At 61.0% G+C, this 23659-nt stretch carries 17 protein-coding genes, 2 tRNA genes and 2 pseudogenes; 12 read left to right on the forward strand and 9 right to left on the reverse strand.

Annotation, left to right across the window (positions count from 1 at the left end; translation table 11 throughout):
• Nucleotides 1–326 precede the first annotated feature (326 nt).
• Entirely contained in the window at nt 327–1205 is an 879-nt protein-coding gene (locus tag JCM21793_RS28865) for a M23 family metallopeptidase (protein ID WP_244439813.1), read from the forward strand.
• Nucleotides 1206–1313: 108 nt separating this feature from the next.
• Here JCM21793_RS28865 and JCM21793_RS26650 read toward each other — a convergent pair.
• Nucleotides 1314–2176, reverse strand: a pseudogene (locus tag JCM21793_RS26650) (ATP-binding protein); the annotation flags it as partial.
• 239 nt (nt 2177–2415) lie between these two features.
• Between JCM21793_RS26650 and yajC the strand changes: the two are divergent.
• From yajC to JCM21793_RS30515, 6 genes are all read left to right on the forward strand, one after another.
• Nucleotides 2416–2763, forward strand: a complete 348-nt coding sequence (yajC, locus tag JCM21793_RS16805; RefSeq protein ID WP_007008235.1) for a preprotein translocase subunit YajC — start codon at nt 2416–2418, stop codon at nt 2761–2763.
• Between the two features lie 69 nt (nt 2764–2832).
• Entirely contained in the window at nt 2833–5403 is a 2571-nt protein-coding gene (gene secDF / locus JCM21793_RS16810) for a protein translocase subunit SecDF (protein ID WP_025031103.1), read from the forward strand.
• Nucleotides 5403–5792 (forward strand): Mth938-like domain-containing protein, encoded by a 390-nt coding sequence (locus JCM21793_RS16815; RefSeq protein ID WP_025031104.1) that lies wholly within the window; start codon nt 5403–5405, stop codon nt 5790–5792. The genes secDF and JCM21793_RS16815 overlap by 1 nt, the downstream gene beginning before the upstream one ends.
• Nucleotide 5793: 1 nt before the next feature.
• Nucleotides 5794–6642 (forward strand): phytoene/squalene synthase family protein, encoded by an 849-nt coding sequence (locus tag JCM21793_RS16820; RefSeq protein ID WP_025031105.1) that lies wholly within the window; start codon nt 5794–5796, stop codon nt 6640–6642.
• Between the two features lie 520 nt (nt 6643–7162).
• Nucleotides 7163–7966: a DUF4153 domain-containing protein gene (locus JCM21793_RS30510; RefSeq protein ID WP_244439814.1), complete on the forward strand. Its 804-nt coding sequence runs from the start codon at nt 7163–7165 to the stop codon at nt 7964–7966.
• Nucleotides 7924–8475 (forward strand): hypothetical protein, encoded by a 552-nt coding sequence (locus tag JCM21793_RS30515; protein ID WP_244439815.1) that lies wholly within the window; start codon nt 7924–7926, stop codon nt 8473–8475. Before JCM21793_RS30510 ends, JCM21793_RS30515 begins: the two co-directional genes overlap by 43 nt.
• A 94-nt stretch (nt 8476–8569) precedes the next feature.
• Here the strand turns inward: JCM21793_RS30515 and trmFO are convergent, their stop codons facing one another.
• Entirely contained in the window at nt 8570–9973 is a 1404-nt protein-coding gene (gene trmFO, locus JCM21793_RS16830; protein WP_025031106.1) for a methylenetetrahydrofolate--tRNA-(uracil(54)-C(5))-methyltransferase (FADH(2)-oxidizing) TrmFO, read from the reverse strand.
• A gap of 242 nt (nt 9974–10215) precedes the next feature.
• Here trmFO and JCM21793_RS16835 point away from each other — a divergent pair, with 242 nt between their 5' ends.
• Nucleotides 10216–10665 carry a hypothetical protein gene (locus tag JCM21793_RS16835; protein WP_244423441.1) on the forward strand — a complete coding sequence of 150 codons (450 nt, stop codon included), beginning with the start codon at nt 10216–10218 and terminating at the stop codon, nt 10663–10665.
• A 485-nt stretch (nt 10666–11150) separates the two neighbouring features.
• On the opposite strand, the gene JCM21793_RS28870 is transcribed toward JCM21793_RS16835, so the two are convergent.
• On the reverse strand, nt 11151–11291 hold the full coding sequence (locus JCM21793_RS28870; protein ID WP_007008226.1) for a DUF1127 domain-containing protein: 141 nt from the start codon (nt 11289–11291) through the stop codon (nt 11151–11153).
• Nucleotides 11292–11624: 333 nt separating this feature from the next.
• On the opposite strand from JCM21793_RS28870, the gene JCM21793_RS16845 reads away from it, so the two are divergent.
• Together JCM21793_RS16845 and tig are read left to right on the forward strand one after the other, a co-directional pair.
• Nucleotides 11625–11709: transfer RNA gene (locus tag JCM21793_RS16845), tRNA-Leu, on the forward strand.
• Nucleotides 11710–11797: 88 nt separating this feature from the next.
• Nucleotides 11798–13233 (forward strand): annotated as a pseudogene (gene tig, locus JCM21793_RS26660) (trigger factor).
• A gap of 84 nt (nt 13234–13317) precedes the next feature.
• Here the strand turns inward: tig and radC are convergent.
• From radC to JCM21793_RS16890, 6 genes are all read right to left on the reverse strand, one after another.
• Complete coding sequence (gene radC, locus JCM21793_RS16855; RefSeq protein ID WP_007008224.1) at nt 13318–14058, reverse strand: RadC family protein; 741 nt, start codon at nt 14056–14058, stop codon at nt 13318–13320.
• Between the two features lie 68 nt (nt 14059–14126).
• Complete coding sequence (gene map / locus JCM21793_RS16860; RefSeq protein ID WP_007008223.1) at nt 14127–14954, reverse strand: type I methionyl aminopeptidase; 828 nt, start codon at nt 14952–14954, stop codon at nt 14127–14129.
• Nucleotides 14955–15008: 54 nt separating this feature from the next.
• A complete protein-coding gene (sfsA, locus tag JCM21793_RS16865; RefSeq protein WP_025031107.1) occupies nt 15009–15710 on the reverse strand; it encodes a DNA/RNA nuclease SfsA in 702 nt (233 codons plus the stop codon).
• 1170 nt (nt 15711–16880) lie between these two features.
• A tRNA-Glu gene (locus JCM21793_RS16880) sits at nt 16881–16956 on the reverse strand.
• 80 nt (nt 16957–17036) lie between these two features.
• Nucleotides 17037–18194, reverse strand: a complete 1158-nt coding sequence (locus JCM21793_RS16885) for a D-Ala-D-Ala carboxypeptidase family metallohydrolase (protein ID WP_025031110.1) — start codon at nt 18192–18194, stop codon at nt 17037–17039.
• Between the two features lie 254 nt (nt 18195–18448).
• Complete coding sequence (locus JCM21793_RS16890; protein ID WP_025031111.1) at nt 18449–20278, reverse strand: PHA/PHB synthase family protein; 1830 nt, start codon at nt 20276–20278, stop codon at nt 18449–18451.
• Nucleotides 20279–20896: 618 nt separating this feature from the next.
• Here JCM21793_RS16890 and JCM21793_RS16900 point away from each other — a divergent pair.
• On the forward strand, nt 20897–22117 hold the full coding sequence (locus JCM21793_RS16900) for an LL-diaminopimelate aminotransferase (protein WP_025031113.1): 1221 nt from the start codon (nt 20897–20899) through the stop codon (nt 22115–22117).
• A 40-nt stretch (nt 22118–22157) separates the two neighbouring features.
• Nucleotides 22158–23471 carry a homoserine dehydrogenase gene (locus tag JCM21793_RS16905; RefSeq protein WP_025031114.1) on the forward strand — a complete coding sequence of 438 codons (1314 nt, stop codon included), beginning with the start codon at nt 22158–22160 and terminating at the stop codon, nt 23469–23471.
• Nucleotides 23472–23659 lie beyond the last annotated feature (188 nt).

Below are 23659 nucleotides of genomic sequence, written 5' to 3' on the forward strand. Positions count from 1 at the left end.
GCTCCTGCGCCACAGCTTGACCGGACGCCTACCGGTTCCGTGACCCGCCAGCCGGCTCAGGCCCAGGCGCCTGTGCGCAGTGGCAACAGCGGCGATAGCGGCTGGAGCGATGTGGGTGGCACCACAATCACCGTGCGTGAGGGCGAGACCGCTACAATCTGTCGCGGCGCTTCGGGATTCCGGTTGCGGCCATCCTCAGCGCCAACAATCTTTCAAGCGCCTCCGAGCTGAAGGCCGGGCGGAAGATCGTCATCCCGACCTATGTCTATTCGCGGCGTGCCCCGGTTTCCGCACCGGACAATGACGCGCGCGCGCAGCAGCAGGCCGTGCGTCAGCCGATCCCGAGCGAACCGGAACCCCAGCGTGAACCACAGGAGCGCCTTGCAGTTCTGCGCGAAACGCCGCGGCCCAAACCGCGCCCGCAGGGTGCGGAGACCAGCAACGCGACTGCAGGCACCAACAGCGCAAGCCAGGTGCCTTCGCAGGCCGGCACCGGCGTGGGCGGTTCCTACACGGTTGTTTCAGGCGATACGCTTTACGGCATCGCCCGCAAGACGGGAGCGAGTGTCGCCAACATCAAGGCAGCGAACGGCCTCTCGGATGGATATCTGCGGGTCGGCCAGACGCTGGCCATTCCTTCGGGCAATGTCAGCCAGCCCACCCAGGTGGCGAATGCCTCCAGCGGCGTTGACCGGACAACGACGAGCGCGACGACACGTGAACCCGCGCAGGTCGTGAAGACGTCGGCCCCACAGGCAGCATCCTCCACGCAGACCCAGGTGGCCGCGGTTGCGACGCAGAGCAGGGATGTCGCGCCGGATTCGACCGGAATCGGCAAGCTGCGCTGGCCGGTGCGGGGGCGGATCGTTTCCGATTTCGGCAGCACGTCCGGCTCGGCCCGCAATGACGGCATCGACATAGCGGTTCCGGCGGGTACGCCGGTGAAGGCAGCCGAGAACGGCGTGGTGATTTATGCCGGCGATGGTCTCAAGGAATTTGGTAACACGGTGCTCGTGCGCCACGACAACGGCATGGTCACGGTCTACGGGCATGCCAGCGCGCTTCGGGTCAAACGTGGCGAGAAGGTGCGGCGTGGACAGGAAATCGCGCTTTCGGGCATGAGCGGCAGTGCCGACCGCCCGAAACTGCATTTCGAGGTGCGCAAGGATGCGACGCCCGTCAACCCGAGCGGCTATCTGGAATAAGCGTTCCCTGAATAACGAGAAAAATCTGCGGCCTGCCAGACCTCCGGTCAGGCCGCCTCTTTGACCCGCCCGCGAGGGCGGGTTTTTTATCGTTCTACAGATCGAGCGCTTGCCGAGGCGTCCCGCCAGATCCTGGATGAACTGCCACGCGACACGGCCGGAACGGCTGCCGCGCGTGGTGGCCCATTCGAGGGCTTCCGCGCGCAGAGTTTCGGGCGCGATCTCAAGGTCGTAGTGATCGACGTAACCGCTCACCATGGCGAGGTAATCGTCCTGCGAGCATTTGTGAAAGCCGAGCCAGAGACCGAAGCGGTCCGACAGGGACACTTTTTCTTCAACCGCTTCGGAGGGATTGATGGCGGTGGACCGCTCGTTTTCAATCATGTCGCGGGGCAGGAGATGGCGTCTGTTGGACGTGGCGTAGAGAATGATGTTTTCCGGTCGCCCCTCGACGCCGCCTTCCAATGCCGCCTTGAGCGATTTGTAAGACGTATCGTTCTGATCGAAGGACAGATCGTCGCAGAAAAGGATGAAACGGAAGGGCGCAGCTTCAGGAAAGCCATGAGCTGGGGGAGGGATTCGATGTCCTCCCGATGGATTTCGACCAGTTTCAGCGGCGGCTGGCCGGCCGCCGCCTTGCGGTTGGTTTCGGCGTGAACGGCTTTCACCAGAGACGATTTTCCCATGCCGCGGGCGCCCCAGAGAAGCACATTGTTGGCCGGAAGGTTTTGGGCAAAACGCTCCGTGTTGTCGGACAGGATGTCGCGCACGCGGTCGATGCCGCGAATAAGGCCCATCTCCACGCGGTTGACCTTATCGACCGGAATGAGCGTCTTGCGCTCGGCGTGCCAGACGAAACAGTCCGCGCTGTCGAACCGGGGCGGGGTCGCTGGCGCAGGCGCCATTCGTCCCACGACATCGATCAAGCGATCGAGTTTTTCGGAGAGCGCTTCGATGGTCTTGTCTGACATGATCTTCTCACTGTGCCAAATGCAGCGTGTGCCGTACCGTACGGTACGGTTCTTTCATGAATGCGGGTAATTTGCAAGCCGGAACGGACCCGTCGCCGTTCCGGGCGGCATGCAGATGCGCATAAGCGTTCAGAAGTGCATGCTCGCAGGCGTGGAACAGTTGCAATGGAGAGGCGAAAGTCTATATTCCGGCCACATTTATGACCAGCCGGCTCTACGGCACATATCAGGAGTTTTCGATGTTCATCACCCCGGCATACGCACAGGCTGGCGCAGGCGGAACGCCCGACATCCTTGTCAGCATCCTGCCCTTCGTCCTGATCTTCGTGATCATGTATTTCCTTATAATCCGCCCACAGCGCCAGCAGATGAAGAAGCGCTCCGAAATGCTCGCCGCAGTGCGCCGCGGTGACACGGTGGTGACGGGTGGTGGCCTGGTCGGCAAGGTGACGAAGGTCATCAACGACGCCGAACTCGAAATCGATCTCGGCGGCGGAAACAAGGTTACGGCCATGCGTGCGATGCTTGCCGAGGTGCGCGTGAAGGGCGAACCGGTGGCAGACAACAGCCAGGCCGCCAAGAAATAACCGCAATATGACGTGATTGCCGGGAAGGGCCGGCAAAACGGCCCTTCCAAACTGAACCGACGAGGCCCCATGCTACATTTCTCGCGCTGGCAAACGATCCTCATATGGCTGGCTGTGGCGCTTGGCGTCGCCTATGCGGCGCCGAATATCATTCCGCCATCCTATTTGTCCTCGATGCCGAGCTGGGCGCCTTCGCGGCCGATGACCCTGGGTCTCGACCTTCAGGGCGGTTCGCATATTCTTTTGCAGATCGAAAAGCAGGAGCTGATCGAAGAGCGCATCGTCACCACGCGTGACGATATTCGACGTCTGCTGCGCGAGAAACGGATCGGCTATACCGGCCTGACGGGCTCGGGCCAGAGCGTGCAGGTTCGTATCCGCGATGCGGGCCAGGTTGCAGAGGCCAAGGAAGCCCTGCGCGAGCTGACGCAGCCGGTCAATTCGGGCCTCTTCAGCGGCGGCACGGTGACCGAGCTTCAACTGACGGAGCCGGAACCGGGCTTGCTGCGCTATTCGCTGACGGAAGAGGGCATCAACTACCGTATCTCGTCTGCGCTGTCGCAGTCGATCGAGGTGGTGAGCCGCCGCGTCAATGAACTCGGTACGACCGAACCGATCATTCAGCGGCAGGGCGATGACCGCATTCTGGTACAGGTGCCGGGCCTGCAGGATCCGCAGCGTCTGAAAGACATTCTCGGCCAGACCGCCAAGCTGACTTTCCAGATGGTGGACCAGTCGGTGCCAGTGCAGGAGGCGATCAATGGCCGCCCGCCCATCGGCACGACAATCAAGTATTCCGTGGACGACCCGCCCGTTCCCTACCTGATCGAGGACCGGGTGATCGTTTCGGGTGAAAACCTCGTGGACGCGCAGGCGACATTCGATCAGCGCACCAATGAACCGGTGGTCAGCTTCCGCTTCGACACCAAGGGCGCGACAAGGTTCGGCCAGGCGACGCAGGAGAATGTCGGGCGCCTTTTCGCCATCATTCTCGATGACCAGGTTATTTCCGCCCCGCAGATCCGCGAACCCATCCTGGGCGGTACCGGGCAGATTTCAGGAAGTTTTGACGTGCAGTCGGCCAATGATCTGGCCGTTCTCCTGCGTGCCGGCGCGCTTCCGGCAACTCTGACCATCATTGAAGAGCGTACCGTCGGACCAGGCCTCGGCCAGGACTCCATCGATGCCGGCAAGATCGCTGCAATGATCGGCGCCGTGCTCGTCGTGCTGTTCATGATCGCAGCCTATGGCCTGCTTGGCGTGTTTGCCGTGGTGGCTCTTGCGGCCAACGTAACGATGATCGTCGCCATACTGTCTGCGCTGGGGGCGACGCTGACGCTTCCGGGCATTGCAGGTATCGTGCTGACGATCGGCATGGCGGTGGATTCCAGCGTGCTCATCTTCGAGCGCATACGCGAGGAACGGGCCGGGGGACGTTCGCTGATCCAGGCGGTCGATACGGGCTTCTCCAAGGCGCTGGCCACCATTGTCGACGCCAATGTGACGACGCTGATTGCGGCGATCATCCTGTTTTATCTCGGATCGGGCCCGATTCGCGGTTTCGCGGTCACACTCGCCATCGGTATTGCCACGACGGTGTTCACCGCCTACACGCTGACGCGCTGGATCGTGGCCGACTGGGTGCGTCGTCGCCGCCCCAAGGAGCTGCCGCGCACACCACTGCGTTTCGTGCCGGACGGCACCAGCATCGGCTTCATGAAGCTGCGCCGCGTGACCTTTACGCTTTCGGCCATCGCGTCGATTGCGGCCGTCGCGCTCTTCATGACCATCAACATGAACTACGGCATCGACTTCAAGGGCGGTTCGTCGATCGAGGTCCAGTCCCGCGAGGGACCGGCGGACATCGGCGATATCCGGGCGCGTCTGTCCGATCTCAATCTCGGCGAGGTGCAGGTTCAGGAGTTTGGCGATCCGCGCGAAGTGCTGATCCGCGTTCAGGCGCAGGACGGTGGCGAGAATGCCGAGCAGACCGTGATCGCCAAGGTGCGGGGGGAACTCGAGGATGCCTATGAGTTCCGCCGCGTTGAAGTGGTGGGACCGACGGTGTCAGGCGAACTGGCGCGGGCCGGCACGATTGCCGTGCTTGTCTCGCTGATGGCGATCCTGATCTATATCTGGCTGCGGTTCGAGTGGCAGTTCGCCGTGGGTGCGATCCTGGCAACGCTGCACGATGTGATCATGACGGTCGGGTTCTTCGTGATTACCGGAATAGAGTTCAATCTTTCGAGTATCGCGGCGATCCTGACAATTGTCGGCTACTCACTGAACGATACGGTGGTCGTCTATGACCGCGTGCGCGAGAACCTTAGACGGTTCAAGAAGATGCCGCTGCCGGAGCTTCTGAATCTGTCGATGAATCAGACCCTGTCACGCACCATCATGACTTCCGTGACAACGCTTCTGGCGCTGGCGGCTCTCTTCGTCTTCGGCGGCGAGGTCATTCGCTCCTTTACGGCGGCCATGATCTTCGGCGTTGTGATCGGCACCTATTCGTCGATCTTCATCGCCGGGCCGTTGCTCATCCTGTTCCGCATGCGCTCCACCGGAGCACTCGGTGCGGAGCAGGGCGGCGATGACGCAGCCGGTTCGGAGACGACCGGACAGTTGCCGGCCAAGTGATGGCGAGCGGTATCGAAATCCGCGCGGCCCACTTTCCGGGCCGCGCGCCGATCGATGCCTACGGCAATGGCGGGTTTCGCTTTGCCGACATGTCGCATCGCGGCTCGATCCTGTGTCTGCCCTCGGGGATACATGGATGGGATGTGAGCAGCTTCGGTGATGTGGGGGAGGCCGATCTTGCCCGCCTGCTGGAGGAAGCCGCTGAATTCGACATCCTTCTCGTGGGGACAGGCGATACGCTAATCCCGATGCCCCCGCAGATGCGCAGGAGCTTCCGCGAGGCCGGCGTGGCGGTGGAGACCATGGCCACGGGCGCGGCGGTGCGGACCTACAACGTGCTTCTCGCAGAGGATCGTACCGTGGCTGCGGCGCTGATCGCCGTCGACTGAGATGGCAGAGGTGGAGCCATTCGTCGTTTCCTTGGTGCGGGAGGCCGATCCGGACCGCTACCTCTCCGTCCTTTATGCTCCAGAAGACAGGCGGGCGGCGCTTTTCGCGCTTTTCGCATTCAATGCCGAGGTGGCTGGAATCCGTGACCGCGTCAGCGAGCCCCTGCCGGGGGAGGTGCGGCTACAGTTCTGGCGCGATGTGCTGACGGCGGACGCTGCGCCGGAAAGCGCGGAGGGCTCACCGCTTGCGGTCGCGCTGCTCAATGCGATCCGCAGCCACCAGCTTCCCGTTCAGCCGCTGCTCGACCTTCTGGAAGCGCGCAGCTTCGATCTTTATGACGACCCCATGCCGAGCCGCAACGATCTGGAAGGATATTGCGGCGAGACGGCGTCTGCGCTGATCCAGCTTGCCGGGCTTGTGCTCGACACGCCTGCCGCCATGCGGTTTTCAGAAGTCTCGGGGCATGCCGGCTGTGCGCAGGCCATTGCCGGGCTTCTGCGCATGCTGCCGATCCACCGCAGGCGCGGGCAGTGCTACATCCCGGGCGACCTTCTTGATGCTGCCGGAACCACACGCGAGAACCTGCTAAATGGACATGACAGGGCGGGCTCGGCGCGCGCGCTTGCCGCCATGATCGCACTGGGCAGGCACCACGTTGCCAGGTTCGAGGAGGGGGCGAGTGATCTGCCTGCTACGCTGCGCCCTGCCTTCCTGCCGGCGGGCCTTTCGAAGACGTATCTCGATCGTCTCGAAGCCAAGGGGGAAGCAGCCCTGAATGAAATCGTGACGCTGGCGCAATGGCGGCGGCACTGGCTGATGTTCAGGCATGCCACAAAGGGCTGGGGATAAGCCTTCGGAAGCGCTGCCTAAATTGTACCGCGCTTTCATGATCCTGATTGTTCAAAGGTTCGTTCCGGGGGAAAGTTTTTGGCAGAACAACTGAACGACGCTCATGCGGGCACCGGCTGGCTCGCCTCATCGCGGGAGGCAATTGCCGCCATGGGAGATGCGTTGTCGCGCTTTCCCGTCACGGTGATCTTCCTCTTTCTGATGGCGCTACAGGCCAACGCGATGGTCGCCGATATCGATCTCGCTCCGGCCTGGATTTTGGGTTCGGTGCGAGACGAAGACCTGCTTCTGGCATTGCTCGCAGCGGTGTTTGCCTCATTCGCTGCAACACTTCTCGCGCAGGCATGGCGTTTGTCTGCATTGATCGCAGCCCTGCTAGCGTTGCTCGCTGGCGTGACCGCCTTCACCGTGATGTGGCCGACTGTGGCGGACCGCACGGTGGAATGGGCGTTTCTTGCTTCGCTGATGGCGCTGGTGCCGATCGCGCTTTGCGGGGAGGGGATCGGGAAATGCGTTCTGGATGTTCACGGCGCGGCTTGCCTTTGCCGCCGCACTCGGCCTCCTGGCCTTCGTGCTGTTTGGCGGTGGCATTTCCGCCATTCTGGCAAGCCTCACCCATCTCTTCGGCATCGACATCCCCAGCGATCTCTACGAACATATCTGGGCCTCCATAGGACTCTTCGTTGCACCCCTGTTCGGGCTTGGTCAGACCCCGCGCGTGTTTGACGAAGAGCCGGGCGGGCATGAGCATGACATGATGCAGCGGGGCATGCGGGCGCTGGGTGACTTCGCAGCGGTTCCGCTCCTCATCATCTACGCGGTGATCCTGCATCTCTATGTGGCGAAGATCATCGTGACGGGGGAGGTGCCGCAGGGGCAAATCGGCTGGCTGGTGCTGACCTATGGCTCCTGCATCGTCGCCGTTCTGCTTCTGACCAAACCGTTTCTCGACACTGCTCGCGCGCCGACGCGTTTCTTTGTGCGCTTCTGGCCGCTCTTTCTTCTGGTACCGCTCTTCCTGCTGTTTTATGCGCTGTCGCTGCGCGTGGACGCCTTCGGCTGGACAGTGCAACGGTATTTCCTGGGGCTGTTCGGCCTGGTGATGCTTGTTCTGGTCGTTCTGCAGCTCGTGCCACGGGCGCGTGGCGATATACGCATGATCGCCGGCATTCCGGTTCTGGCGCTTCTTGCCGGGAGCTTTGGCCCGCAGGCGCTCTCGACTGGTCGCTGTCGTCGCAGCGTGAGCGATTTCTGGAGATCGTCCGGGGCGAACCAGAGGACTTGCAAACGAAGGCAGAGGCGCTTGCCGTCCTGCGTTATCTGAATGGAGAAAATGCTGCGCTCGACGTGGCTCCGGACGGCTTTGTCCAGGAGGACGACGAGAGCCTCTATCGGCAGGTGGCGCATGCCTGGGGTCTCGACCCCGACAATCCCGTACAGCGCGGACGTCAATGGTATTCTTATGACAGGGGCTCGTCTGTCGCGGTTGCACTGGAAGGATTCGATGTACTTCTTCAGCACGTAAAGCTCGATAAGGAAGATGGTGGGAGCGGCCCCTTGTCATTGCCTAACGGAACCCGTCTCAAGCTGGTACTGAACAAAAACGCCCTATCGCTGGAGCCGGAGACAGGCACGCCTACATTCTTCAAAATCGATACCGTAAGAATTGTCGAGCTTTCCGCGCAGGTGGATCAATCGGCTTTGCTGCGACTTGAGGCAGACGGCAAGCAGATCGTGCTGATCCCCACCTATCTTTTCGCCAGTTCTTATCCCGAAACAGTGCTTACGCATTTTTCCGGGGGAGTGCTACTGCGCAGCAGCGACTGGGAGTGAGGTTTTTGGGACGATCGCAATCCCCCTGAACGAAGAAGGGGTGCGCAAACCGCACCCCCTACAACTTGCATTTTAAAGATATCTCTGGACCGTGCTACTCGGCTGCCGCAGCCGCGGGAAGGCCGTCAAGCCATGCCTTGAAGTCGATAAGCGCGCGCGTCGTGAGTGCTTTCTTCTTGGCAACGGATTTTTCCTTGCCGCGAAGCCGTTTGCCTTCGGGCTTCGGGACCTCGACGGGCGGGAAAAGGCCGAAATTGACGTTCATTGGCTGGAATGAACGCTTGCCGGGCTCGTCATCCGAAAGAATGTGTCCGCCGGTGATGTGATTGAGCAGGGCGCCGAAGGCGGTGGTCGCTGGTGGCGTGGGGATGGGGCGCCCCAAACGCTCGGCTGCCGCGAAGCGACCGGCGATCAAACCCATGGAGGCGCTTTCCACATAGCCTTCGCAGCCGGTGATCTGCCCGGCAAAACGCAGCCCCGGGCGGCTCTTCAACTGCAATGTGCCGTCCAGAAGGGTCGGAGAGTTCAGATAGGTGTTGCGGTGCAACCCGCCAAGGCGCGCGAACTCGGCGTTTTCCAGACCGGGGATCATGCGGAAAATGTGCGTCTGTTCGCCGTATTTCAGCTTCGTCTGGAAACCGACCATATTGTAGAGCGTGCCGAGCGCATTGTCCTGACGCAATTGCACCACGGCATAGGCCTTTACGTCTGGCCTGTGCGCATTGGTGAGCCCCATGGGCTTCATGGGGCCGTGCCGAAGCGTCTCGGGGCCGCGCTCGGCCATCACCTCAATCGGCAGGCAGCCGTCGAAATAGGGCGTGCCTTCCCATTCCTTGAACTCGGTCTTGCCACCATCGAGCAGGGCCTGGATGAAGGCTTCGTACTGTGCCTTGTCCATGGGACAGTTGATATAGTCCTTGCCCGTGCCGCCGGGACCGACTTTGTCATAGCGCGACTGGAACCATGCCACGTCGAGATCGATGGAGTCGAAATGGACGATGGGCGCAATGGCATCAAAAAAAGCGAGCGATTCTGCGCCGGTTGCCTGTGAAATGGCTTCTGCCAGTGCCGGTGCGGTCAGCGGACCGGTGGCGATGATCGCCTGATCCCAGTCTTCCGACGGCAGCCCGGTGACTTCTTCGCGCTCAATGGTGATGAGCGGATGAGCCTCAAGCGCTGCCGTGACCGCTTCTGAAAAGCCATCGCGGTCGACGGCGAGCGCGCCGCCGGCCGGCACCTGATTGGCGTCGCCGCAGCGCATGATGAGTGAATCCGCCAGACGCATCTCCGCGTGAAGCAGGCCGACCGCGTTGGTCTCTGCGTCGTCGGATCGGAAAGAGTTGGAGCAGACCAGCTCGGCAAGACCGTCGGTCTTGTGGGCGTCTGTGCCGCGCACCGGCCGCATCTCATGCAGAATGACGGGAATCCCTGCCTGAGCAACCTGCCAGGCGGCTTCGGAGCCGGCGAGACCGCCGCCAATGATGTGTATCGGTTTCATGGAGTGGAGATAAGCCGCCGTATCGGGGAATGCAACGGCAGACGATGCGCGCTAACCAATAATGCAGAGCGTGGCCGGCGGTGCTTTTCCGAATGCGTGCCGCAGCGTAGACTGTCTCAATGGGGCTTGCAATTTTACGTACAGGAATGGTCTGCGCGGCGCTGTCGCTCGTCTGGGTAGGCGCGGCACAGGCGGAACGCCTTTATGTCTGCAGCGGATATGGCTGCTTCTATAAGAAAAGTGTGACGATCGGATCAGCCGCCAGGCAGCGTCTGACACGCATCATGGCCTCGGGCAGGGCTTCGGCGAAGGCCGAGCGTGCGGCTGTGGGAAAGGCTGTGCGCTATTTCGAGAAGCTGGCGACACAGGCCATCGGTGTACGGGATGGTGCGAAGTCGGCACCCGGCGGCGCGCTTGTCTATGGCCAGATGGACTGTATCGACGAGTCGCGCAACACACGCACTCTGCTGCGTTATCTCGAGCGCCATGGTCTGCTGCGCCATCACACCGTGCAGCGGAACTCAGCGCGCGGCTTTTTCGTGGATGTGCGCTATCCGCATGCGACGGCCGTGCTGCGCACGAAGAGCGGAGAGGACTGGGCGGTGGACAGCTGGTTTGAGCCGGCCGGCGGGGCGCCCGACATCATGAAACTGTCCGAATGGAAAAAGCGCGGCGTGCGCGGCGAACGCTGAACGTTTCCTGAAAAAAAAACGACACCCGCCGAGGGAGGAGGTTCGGCGGGTGTCGCTATGGGATGACCGGCAATTTGGGAGGAGGAGGTTGCCGGTCTATTCGCCAGGGTTGGGAGGAGGTAACCCGGACGAAATCTATGAAACTCAATTCCTGACAGTGCCCATATAGGTAGGCTTCTGCCGGAAACAACACCCGCCGAGGGAGGAGGTTCGGCGGGTGTCGTTTTGGGATGACCGGCAATTGGGAGGAGGAGGTTGCCGGTCGTTTCCTTCGGAATTGGGAGGAGGATAACCCCGAAGGAAGCTCTAAAACTCTGTGTGGCGCGCTGTTTCAAGCGCTGCCGCCCGTTCCAACACCCGCCGAGGGAGGAGGTTCGGCGGGTGTTGTTTTGGGGTGACCGACAATTGGGAGGAGGAGGTTGTCGGTCATATTCGTCAGGATCGGGAGGAGGTGACCCTGGCGAAACTCTTAAACTCTTTTGCCCTTAGAGGGACTTGCGTGCCACGAACGGGATGTCGCCGCGGGAGATGCCCAGATCGTTCAGCTCACGGTTGGACAGACGGCTCAGTTCGGTGACGGTCTGACGGTAACGGCGCCAGTTGCGGTAATTGCGGATGATGTTCATCTCAGTGCTCGCTTCGTTTGAATTCCGTGTTCGTTTGTTGAGCCTGAGATAGTCCCATCCCGCCCTGCTTTGAAGTGCCAATGTTGCATGACAGCAATGCGATTTGTGCAATGCAACATGGCCTTTTTGCGGCTGCGTTATGGCAAGGAGCCGGCGGGATTACAATCGATTTATAAAAAATGCGGGAAACGGACCGGGAGCGCCGGGTGTTGCCGGGCCGGCAAAAGGATCAAAAAAGCCCTGAATCTTGCCAATTTTGCTTTGATAGACTAGGTGCAGGTGATATAGAACCCGCGCTTTCGGAAGCTTAGGGTGTTCCTTGGGTCTTTCGAAGCGGGTGTGGTGGAATTGGTAGACACGCAGGATTTAGGTTCCTGTGGCGCAAGCCGTGGGGGTTCAAGTCCCTCCACCCGCACCAGAAGGGCCATTCCCGGTAAGATTCCCCGACAGGAAGAGCGGTGGGCGCCGTGAACGCGGCGACAAAAGCGAATACAAAGGTATGATGGATGCAGGTAACCGAAACTCTCAACTCAGGGCTCAAGCGCGAACTTAAGGTCGTCGTTCCTGCAAAGGACATGGAGGCGCGCCTCACCCAGCGTCTCGATGATGCGAAGGGCAAGGTAAACCTCAAGGGTTTCCGCCCCGGCAAAGTGCCCGCGCAGCACCTGCGCCGCGTTTATGGCAAGTCGTTCATGGCCGAGGTCGTGAACGAAATCCTTGCGGACACGCAGAGCATCCTGACCGACCGCGGCGAGAAGCCGGCCATCCAGCCGGAAATCTCCATGACCGAGGACGAGAAGGAAGCCGAAAAGGTTCTTTCCGGCGATGCGGATTTCGAATTCTCGATGTCTTACGAGGTCATCCCGCCGATCGAGCTGAAGAGCTTCTCCGACATCAAGATCACGCGTCAGGTCTATGACGTGACGGATGAGGAAGTCGAAGAGCAGGTCAAGCGCGTTGCCGACTCCGCCCGCACCTATGAGGTCAAGAAGGGCAAGGCGGCAGACGGCGACAAGGTCAAGCTCGACTATCTCGGCAAGATCGACGGCGAGGCCTTTGATGGCGGCGCTGCCGAGGATTCCGAGGTCGTGATCGGCATGAACCAGTTCATCGCCGGTTTCGAAGAGCAACTCGTGGGCCTGAAGGCCGGCGACGAGACCACGATCAAGGTGAGCTTCCCGGAAGAATATGCGGCTGCGCATCTGGCCGGCAAGGAAGCCGAGTTCGACATCAAGGTCAAAGAGGTCTCCAAGCCCAATGAGCTCGAGATCAATGACGAGACCGCAAAGCAGCTCGGCCTGGAATCGGCTGACAAGCTGCGCGAGATCGTTCGCGGCCAGCTCGAGAACCAGTTCGGCCAGGTGACCCGCCAGAAGGCGAAGCGTCAGATTCTCGACGCGCTGGACGAGGCCTACAAGTTCGAAGCACCGTCCAAGCTGGTGGAAGCCGAGTTCGAGAACATCTGGAACCAGGTGACCCGCGATCTCGAGGCTGCCGGCCGCACCTTCGAAGACGAAGAGACGACCGAGGAAGAAGCGCGCGAAGAGTATCAGCGTCTTGCTGAGCGCCGCGTGCGTCTGGGCCTCGTTCTCTCCGAAATCGGCGAGAAGGCGGAGGTCAAGGTTGGCGACGAAGAGATGCAGCGCGCGCTCATCGAATCGATCCGCCGCTACCCGCCGCACCAGCAGCAGGAAATCTACGAGTTCTACCGTCAGAACCCGCAGGCCATGGCCAACATCCGTGCGCCGCTGTTCGAGGAGAAGGTCATCGACCATCTGCTCGGTGAAATCGCGGTCACCGACGAGAAGGTCTCCCGCGACGAGCTGATGGCTGACGACGAGGACGAGGCTGACGCAAAGCCGGCGAAGAAGGAGAAGCTGCTCCGAAAAAGAAAGCCGCTCCGAAGAAGGCTGCTGCAAAGAAGAAGGAAGAGGGCGAGTAATCGCTTCTCGACTTTCTCTGAACTTCCTAAAGGCCGGCGCGATGCGCCGGCCTTTTGCGTTCTGGTCGCCGGTCTGAGGCGCGTTCAGATAAGCTGGAGCCCCTTGAAGCTTACATGGCTCTTCTTGCCGATGATGATGTGGTCGTGAACCGTGATGCCAAGCGGTTTTGCCGTGTCGACGATGGTCTTCGTCATGTCAATATCGGCGCGCGAGGGGGTCGGGTCGCCAGAGGGATGGTTGTGCACGAGGATTACCGCCGTCGCGGCGAGTTCCAGAGCACGGCGGATGAGTTCGCGCGGATAGACCGGCGTATGATCGACCGTACCGGTCTGCTGGACCTCATCAGCGATCAACTGGTTCTTCTTGTCCAGGAACAGGACGCGGAACTGCTCGCGGTCCTCGTGGGCCATGACGGCAGTGCAGTATTCGATGACCTGGGACCATGAGGTCAGAAGCTGGCGATTGCGGAGGTCTGCCTTGAGCATTCTCTGGGCAAGGGCTGCCGCGATCTTGATGTCACGGGCCGCTGACGCGCCGATGCCGTCGACTTCCTGCAGAAGGCGCTCGGGTGCGCCAAAAACCTCGGGTAACGAGCCGAAGCGCTCCAGCAGGGCTTTCGCCGGACCTTTCGTGTCGGCGCGCGGTATCGAGCGGAACAGGAACAATTCCAGGATCTCATAGTCCAGCAGTGCCGCGCTGCCGGCCTCCGCGAAGCGCTGACGCAGCCGGTCGCGGTGCCCGTGATAATGCGGCTTTGCTCCGGTTTTTCCAGCCGGCGAAAACTGCTCTTCTGCAAAGAAACTGCGTTCGTCTTCCCCGTCCATGAAATGCCCCCGCCGCTGCCCCCAATGCGAACGTGCGCTTCCTCGATGGCGCACGTTCTGGTAGCAGTTTAGGCCGGGAGGCCGGGTCGGTCGAGCCCTGCGGGCGAAAGCGTGAAAATTTCGCAACCGGTTTCGGTAACACCGATGGAGTGCTCATACTGGGCAGACAAGGAACGGTCACGTGTGACCGCCGTCCAGCCATCGGACAGAACCTTTACATGCGGGCGGCCGAGATTGATCATCGGTTCGATGGTGAAGATCATGCCAGGGCGCATCTCGACGCCCTCATTGACGCTGCCATAGTGCAGGATATTGGGAGCGTCGTGAAACAGCTGCCCCACTCCATGGCCGCAGAAATCGCGCACCACGGAGCAGCGCTCTCCCTCGGCATACGCCTGGATGGCAGCACCGATGGCACCGGTGCGTGCGCCGGGCTTCACCGCGGCGATGCCGCGCATCAGGCACTCATGCGTGACCTCGAGAAGGCGCTCGGCGGCGCGCTTGATGGTGCCGACCGGATACATGCGGCTCGAATCGCCGTGCCATCCGTCGAGGATATAGGTGACATCGATGTTGACGATGTCACCATCACGCAGCGGCTTGTCGTCGGGAATGCCGTGACAGACCACATGGTTGATCGAGGTGCAGGTCGACTTGGTGTAGCCGCGGTAGTTCAGTGTCGCGGGGATGGCGCCGTTGTCCATGCCGAATTCAAAGACAAACCTGTCGATTTCGTTGGTGGTCACGCCCGGCGCGACACGGTCTGCAAGTTCATCCAGGCAGCGTGCGGTCAGGTTGGACGCCCTGCGCATGCCTTCGAACCCTTCTTCCCCGTAAAGGCGAATCTGGCCGGTGTTTCGCATGGGGGCGGAGTCTGCTTCGAGATAGGTGACCATGGAGCTTGAGTCGCTTGCGCTTTGGTTGGGTGTTGCTGCCGGATTTTGCTGTTTTTATCGCACGATGTCTATCAGCCTGTCCGGCTCTATGGCTTCAGGGCTGATTTGGCATTTGATGGCGTAAGCTTCAACCCCGGCTTTGTCGGCAAGTGCGAATGCGGCCGTATAAACGGGGTCGAGATCGTCACACAGGCGAAAACGCTCGCAGTCGCTTCTCTGGATCAGATAGATCATGATCGCGCGATGACCGGCCCTGCGCATGGACATCAATTCGTGCAGGTGCCGCGCCCCGCGCTCTGTCACTGTGTCGGGAAACTCCGCAAGACCCGCCTTGCGCATGAAATGCACGTTCTTGACTTCCACATAGGCCGAGGGGCGCTGCGGATCCTCCAGGAGCATGTCGATGCGGGAGCGTTCCCCGTAGCGTTGCTCACGCTTCAGAATGGAATAGGTGGCAAGATCGGACACAAGTCCGGCGCGAATTGCTTCTTCGGCAAGCCTGTTGGGCAGACCGGTGTTGATGCCAACCAGTGTGCCATCGGCCTCCACGATCTCCAGACGGTGGCTGTATTTGCGCTTCAGGTCGTCTGAGTGGGAAAGGTAGATGCGCGATCCTGCGGCTGTGAGACCGAGCATGGAACCGGTGTTGGGCACCGAAACGGTGATCTCCGTTCCGTCCATCAGCGTGACGTCGGCGAGGAAACGCTTGTAGCGGCGAATAAGGCGGGCTTCGATCAGGGGCGTTGGAAACTGCATTGTGTCGCTTGGTCGGGCTTTCAGCGGGGCGTTGTGGTGTTGAGGCGGTATCAGCCTGTGTCGGACTGTGGGCCACGGCTGCTGCACGCCTGCGATAATACGGGCCAAGGACGAGCGGTGTCAGATACATTGGGATCTGGTAGCAGCCAATGAAGAGCAGCAGCGAATCGGTAACGCTGGCGGGGAGGGCTGTGAGGAAGAGGCCGATGTTGCGGTTGCCGGCAGCAATGCCCAGGGGCGCTGCAATCCGTTTTCCTCCACAGCGCTCGAGCAGGGCTGTCACAGCGATCTGCAAAACGAAATTGGTGGCAAAGGCAACCGCCAGATTGAGGCCGACACGTGCGGGATCGACGAGGAGGGTCTCGCCCACCGCCGACATGAGGCCGACAACCACGACCCCCATGAGAATGGCCGAGAGGCCGTCAATCGAACGGATGGCCGCGGGAGGCGGGTTTGAGAGAGCCAGACGGCGCAGGAGGAAGGCGGCGGAGACCGCGAGCGCGATAACGCCCAGCAACCGGCCAGCGGCCGCCAGGATCACATCGGCGCTGCCGAGCGCCGGCGTCAGCCAGAAAACCGGCAGGACCGTTAGGGGCAGAAGGGCCGTTCCGAGCGTCATCACCCGCATGACAGGGGCGGGGTCGTTGCCGGTCATGATTGCCAGGTGCGGGCTGCCGGATACAGGCGCGGCGGCCGCCATCAGCACCAGGGCCGTGGGCAGGACCCCGCTCCATCCGATTGCCAGAAAGAAAAGTGCGAAGCCGATGGGCAGAAGCAATTGAAAGGCGAGCGTGGCAACAAGTGACTGGCGAAAATCGCCCAGCGCGCCAATGAGGGCTTTCGGGCCCACTCTAAGGGCTGCCAGAAAGAGCAGGGCCGCGATCATTTCGGCGATCCAGGGCTTTGCAGCATGGGCGGCAGCCGGTGAGGCTATACCCACGAGAAGCCCGGCAATCAGGAAGAAGCGGGCATGGGACGCTGCAAAGCCGAGCAGTTTCTCCATAGTGGTCAATAGGCCCTGCATTCCATCGCCTTCCCGTCCGTGCCGCTGACGCAGTCACGCTCCATCAGCTGCAACTTTTTCCATGCGAGGAGTACGCGTGACGAAAGACGGGGTCAAACCCTGCTCGCCAGTGTCAATCGATATGCGATGTGGAAAGCAGGAGAAACTGGCACGCCCAACGGGACTCGAACCCGTGTTTCCGCCGTGAAAGGGCGGCGTCCTAGACCGCTAGACGATGGGCGCGCTCAAGACGATCCGGCTTATAGTGAGCTTCGCTGCCGGGGGCAACCCGTCTTGTGATGGTTCTATGCTTTTTTTGTGATTTATTTTCTGCGACGGCAGCGCCAGTTCCAGTCGCGCTCCGGTCCGACGTCGACATGGACGGATTTCGTGTGGCAATAGGTGCCGACACCGCCACGGCCCGGCATGGAACGGACATATTTGGCCAGTTCCCATTTGCTCACGCCTTCGATCTGTATGTCGGCGGCGGCGCAATACATATGCAGAGATTTGCGGGCGCCGCGCACACGGCGGTTATAGCTCGGGCTGCGGTAACCGGATGTCACCACGATTCGCTTACCGTAATGGCGCTCGATGGTCTTGAGCATGCCGACAAGTGCCGGCTTCAGGCAGGCGGTGTCCACGCTTTCGCGCTGTTTCAGGAGACCGTTGGGGGCGAGGCGTGCCATGCCTGCCGCCGATGCAACCTGATAGGCTGGCTCTTCTTCGTAAATGTCCGCGTCCGCGTCTGCATCACTGCTGCCGGACCTGCTGGAAAACTCGAAAAGGCTTTCGCCCTGGCGTACGCCGGGAAGGGCCGAGCCCATATTGACGGATGCCTGCACCGGCTTTGTGTCCGGGGAGGCGGAGGCAAGCACCACTTTCGGCTCATCGTCTTTCGGCTTTGCATTTGCCTGACCGATGAGCGGGCGGGTTGCTTTCTCGGCCGCTTTTGCAGCCTGTGGCTCCCGGGCCGAGAAGAACGCCGATAGGAAACTCTGGCGCTTCGATGCCGATTCTTCCTGGGAGCCGGTGCCGTCGGCGGCGACCGCAATGTCGTCGGAGGGCGTTTCGTCAGTTGCTGCTGGTTCTGACTGGGCGGCGGTGTTGTCAGTTGCGGTGGCGGGAGCCTGCGGTGCGCTTTCGGCGGACGCCGTCTCTGCTGTCGCTTCTGCTGGTGCGATTGGTGCTGCTGAGGTTTCCGTTGTGGTTTCGGCAACCGGCTCCGCTTTTTCAGCAGCGTCCGGGCGTTCTTTGGGGAGTGGCACCGCGTTTGCCGATGCGGCTTCGTTCGCGCCGGGGGCAGATGCAATCAGGGCACCATCGGTGGCCGCAAGATCGGAGCTGGTATCGTCGCTTTGCAGTGCGGCCGGGGCGAGGCCAAGCTGGGTTACGGGATCCGAGGTGGTGGAGCAGGACGCCAGAAACAGAGCGCACATCATACTTGCCAGGCTGGTCCGGCCAAAGCTCATCACCGTCATACAGCGTTTTCCGCTCTCGTCCCCCAGCAACAGAAATGTGCCCCCTAAACTGATTTGCCACACGCTCTACGGTGAACTGAAATCTGGATCGCAAACTTGCGGCAAGTGCTTGTCTTGCCTGCGAATCTCAGCCCGTTGGAAAACCATATAGGCGTTAGAAAACAATTGAGGCAAGAACATGTTTCAGAACAAGACTATGTCAAAGTTCAAGTCAGGCCCTTAAAAGCATTGTTTCATGTCGTCACGTTGTGTGATCAGGCGCGGATGCGTACATAATCTCCCGGAGCATCGCCAAGGGATTTCCTGCTCTTTGCCGGCTTGCGGGCTTTCGCCTTTTTGTCGTCCTGCGCGATGATCCAGTCGTGCCAGTGCGGCCACCAGGAGCCCTCGTTCTCCGTGGCTTTCGCCATCCAGTCGTCGAGTTCCCCGTCGGGTTTTGCGCCGGTCCAGAACTGATACTTCTTCATTTCGGGCGGGTTGATGACGCCGGCTATGTGCCCGGAGCCTGCGAGCACGAACTCAACCGGTCCCCCGAAGAAGCCGCTGCCAAGGAACACGGACTTTGCGGGCGCAATGTGATCTTCGCGCGTCGCAAGGTTAAAGATCGGGATTTTGATCTGTTCGAGATGAAGCGCTTTGCCGCGGAGGATCGCGCGCCCGCGTGAGAGATTGTTCTCCAGGTAGCAGTTGCGCAGATAGTAGGAGTGATTGGCGGCGGCCAGCCGGGTGGAATCGGAATTCCAGTAGAGGAGATCGAAGGGCAGCGGCGCCTGACCGCGCAGGTAGTTGTTGACTACATAAGGCCAGATCAGATCGCCGGCGCGCAGCATGTTGAATGCCGTCGCCATGCGTGTTGCGTCGAGGTAGCCGCGCTCGCGCATGGCTGCGTCCAGCGCCCTGATCTGATCCTCGTCAACGAAGACCTTGAGGTCCCCCGCAAATGTGAAGTCCACCTGCGTGGTCAGCAGCGTTGCTGAGGCAATGCGGTTGTCATCTTCGACAGCCATCAGGGCAAGGCCGGCTGCAAGCAGTGTGCCGCCGACGCAGTACCCCATCGCATTGACCTGTTTTTCTCCGGTCGCAGCGTCGATCGCGTCCAGCGCAAACCGTATGCCCTGATCGATATAGTCCGCCCAGTCGAGGCGCGCGTGACGCTCGTCCGGGTTGATCCAGGAAATGACGAAGACCGTATGGCCCTGTTCGACAGCCCAGCGAATGAAGGAACGCTTCGGGTTGAGGTCGAGAATATAGAATTTGTTGATCCAGGGCGGGACGATGAGGAGCGGCCGCTTCAGCACGTTCTTCGTGGCGGGGTCGTATTGGAGGACCTCGACCAGATCGTTGCGCGCAACGACCCTGCCGGGGGTGGTGGCGATGTTTTCGCCGACCCTGAATTTGGAACTGTCGGACTGTCTGAGTTTCAGGTCACCCTTGCCGGCGGCAATGTCCTCGGCCAGCATGCGCATGCCGCGGACCAGGTTTTCGCCATCGCTCGCCATCGTCTCGCGGTAGAGCTCGGGATTGGTGAGCAGGAAGTTTGATGGAGAAAGAGCCTGGCTCATCTGCTCGACGTAGAAGCGCGCCTTATGGCGGGTTATGTCATCGAGGTTGTCGGCACCGTCCACTAGATCGGCCGCCCAGCGCGCCGTAACGAGGTAGGCCTGTTTCAGGAAGCTGAAAAACGCGTTGCGCCCCCATTCGGGATCCTGGAAACGCTTGTCGGTGGTGGAGGCTTGCGCGTAGTCGCCGACGTTCTCTTCGCTCATGCGGCGAATTGCGTTAGCCCAGATGCCCATGAATTCGGCGAAGAGGCGGGTCTGTGCCTCGAGCGCGCGGCCGGGATCGCCAAGCCAGTATTCACTGACACGCGAGAATGTTCTGATCATGTCGGCAAGCGGGGCGGCTGTGATGTCGCTCGATTCGCCCTTTTCCCGTGCCTCCGTCCAGGAGGCGGCCGCCCTGCCGAGTTCCTCCAGCGCCCGCGCGAGATTTTGTGCGAGACGCTCGGGGTCTTTTGCGAAATACTGGTCGAGAGTTGTGCCTGCGTGGTTTTCTGCGCCGTTGGTCTGCTTTTTCTGAGCCATAATCTGCGCCTGCAACCTGGACGCGCCTTTAAAGCGGCGCGGTGTTAACGTAATCTCACGGGAGGCTCCCCCGCGACCATCATGCATGGTAGTGGCTTGAATCGGAAGAGAATATGAAAATCAGACCTCATGGCGGATTTTTTCGCGCTACCGGATTGATCGCCTCGGCGGCTGCGCTGTCGCTGGCCCTTGGGGGATGTATGAGCATGAGCCTGGAAGATGCAGCGCCGTCTGCCGCGATCACAACGCCAGCGCCGATGCCGCAGCCTGCTCCGCGAACCGCACCTGAGGTCGTGAGCGGACCCGGCGTCCGCAACACCGGCGCTATCCCGATCTGAACATCCCGCCGGAATCGGCCGGAACGCCAATCGATGCAACCGAGAAGGATGCGCTGACGCGCGACCTTTCCGCCGCGCGCGACCGTCTGGCGGGCCGCGCGCCGACCAACAACGCCGAGGCGGAAGCGATCCGGCTGCGTCGTCTGGCGAAAACGCATGCCGATCGGCAACTCGAGGAAATCGAAAAGAGCGAGTAGCTTCGGTTTGCTCCCCTCGACCGTTTGCGGGAATGGGTATATGAGGACCGGGCGTCGTCCTGCACGACCTGCATTGAGGTATGATGATGGAAGAATTCCATAAGATCCGCCGGCTTCCGCCCTATGTGTTTGAACAGGTGAACCGCCTGAAGGCCAGCGCGCGGTCGCGCGGGGCCGACATCATCGATCTGGGCATGGGCAATCCCGACCTGCCGACCCCGCAGGCCATTGTCGACAAGCTGTGCGACGTTGTGCGTGATCCACGCACGCATCGCTACTCGTCTTCGCGCGGCATTCCGGGGCTTCGTCGCGCACAGGCGGCCTATTATGAGCGCCGCTTTGGCGTGAAGCTTGATCCTGAGACCCAGGTGGTTGCGACCCTTGGCTCCAAGGAGGGCTTTGCCAACATGGCCCAGGCGATCACCGCGCCGGGCGATGTGGTTCTGTGTCCGAACCCGACCTATCCAATCCACGCTTTCGGTTTCATCATGTCGGGTGGTGTCGTGCGCGCCATTCCCGCTGAACCGGACGCGAACTTCATACCGGCACTTGAGCGGGCGGTGCGCTATTCCACGCCGAAACCACTGGCGCTTATCCTCAACTATCCGTCGAACCCGACGGCCTGCATGGCATCGCTGGATTTTTACAGGGACGTGGTGACGTTCGCTCGAAAGAACGATTTGATCATCCTGTCCGATCTCGCTTATTCGGAAATCTATTTCGATGGCAATCCACCGCCTTCCGTTCTGGAGGTGCCGGGGGCGATGGATGTGACGGTGGAGTTCACCTCCATGTCCAAAACGTTTTCCATGCCCGGCTGGCGCATGGGATTTGCGGTCGGCAATGAGCGGCTTATTGCAGCGCTTTCGCGCGTAAAGTCTTATCTGGACTACGGCGCGTTCACACCGATCCAGGTGGCTGCCGCTGCGGCATTGAACTCGGATGGCACGGAGATTGAAGAGGTGCGCGAGGTCTATCGCCGCCGCCGCGACGTGCTTGTGGAATCGTTTGGCCGTGCGGGCTGGGATGTGCCTCCGCCGCCCGCAACGATGTTTGCCTGGGTGCCGATCCCGGACGCCTACCGCGAACTGGGCTCTCTGGAGTTCTCCAAGCTGTTGGTCGAAAAGGCCGAGGTGGCCGTGGCACCGGGCATCGGTTTCGGTGAGTTCGGCGACCAGCATGTGCGCATCGCCCTGGTGGAAAACGAGCACCGGATCCGCCAGGCCGCGCGCAGCATCAAGCGCTTCCTTGCAACCGCACCGGAAAACACCGACAACGTCATCCCGCTCGGCGCCCGGCGCTGAGTCTCACTCACTGAACTTTTGAGAAGGAGCACGCCGCATCATGGCCGAAGCGTTGCGTATTGGAATTGCGGGTTTGGGAACCGTGGGAGCTTCCGTTGTGCGCTGCATGACGGACAAGGAAGCGGAACTGACCAGGCAATGTGGACGCACGATGGCTCTGACAGCAGTTTCGGCGCGTGACCGCACCCGCGATCGCGGCATAGAGCTTGGAAATGCGCAATGGTTTGACGATCCGGTGGAACTGGCCAGGTCGGCCGAGATCGATGTTTTCGTCGAACTGATCGGCGGCGATAGCGGCGCGGCTTACGACGCCGTGAAGGCGGCGCTGGAGGCCGGACGCCACGTAGTCACGGCGAACAAGGCACTCCTTTCCAAACACGGTGTCGCGCTGGCGGCGATTGCCGAGGAGAAAGGCGTTCTCCTCAACTACGAGGCTGCGGTCGCGGGCGGCATTCCCGTCATCAAGACAATGCGTGAGGCGCTTGCCGGCAATGAGGTGAGCCGTGTGTTCGGAATCATGAACGGCACCGCCAACTATATCCTGACGCGGATGGAAGAAGAGGGGCTCTCCTTCGAGGACTGCCTCGCCGAGGCGCAGCGCCTTGGATATGCCGAGGCCGATCCGACCTTCGACATCGAGGGGCACGACACGGCCCACAAGCTCTCCATCCTTACCAGTCTCGCTTTCGGCTGTAAGATTTCGGCTGACGATATCTATATGGAGGGCATCTCCAACATCAGCCAGGCCGACATTCGTGCGGCCAGCGAGCTCGGCTACCGCATCAAACTGCTTGGCGTTGCGGTGAAGACCGAAAGCGGGATCGAACAGCGGGTTCACCCGACCATGGTTCCGACACACTCCGTTATTGCGCAGGTTCATGGCGTGACCAATGCCGTGGCCATCGAAACGGATGTGCTTGGCGAACTTCTGCTTTCGGGGCCCGGTGCCGGCGGGAATGCCACGGCATCCGCGGTTATCGGCGATATGGCTGACATTGCAAAAAGCCGCCCCGGTTTCCAGCATGGCCCCGTCTTCGGGCGTCCGGCCGCGAAGCTGAAGCCATACAAGCGCGCGCGTATGCGCTCCCACGAAGGCGGCTACTTCATCCGCATGACGGTGCATGACCGTGCCGGTGTCTTTGCCGCTATTGCCAAGCGCATGGCAGACAATGAGATTTCGCTCGAATCGATCGTCCAGCATGCCGACGGCGGTCTGCCGGACGAGCAGAAGAATGTGATTCTCGTGACCCATGAGACGACAGAGGCGGCCGTGCGCAAGGCGGTCGATGGCGTGATGAAGGACGGTCACCTGGTCGACAAGCCGCAGGTTATCCGCATCGAGCGAGCGGCCTGACGCACAATTCGCACCTGTCACATTTATTCAATCGATTCATGTTTTTGACGGGGCGGACGGGGTCTTGCCGTGCCGCGCCGTCTTTGCCACAAGAAGCCGTCCTGCTCATGGGAAGCGGGTAAACATCAGGATCTGGATATATGTTGAAAGCCACGCAGGCGGGTCTCGACCGCATTCTCACACTGGAA

The organism is Nitratireductor aquibiodomus NL21 = JCM 21793, from assembly GCF_000615975.1.
Classification (GTDB): Bacteria; Pseudomonadota; Alphaproteobacteria; order Rhizobiales; family Rhizobiaceae; genus Nitratireductor; species Nitratireductor aquibiodomus.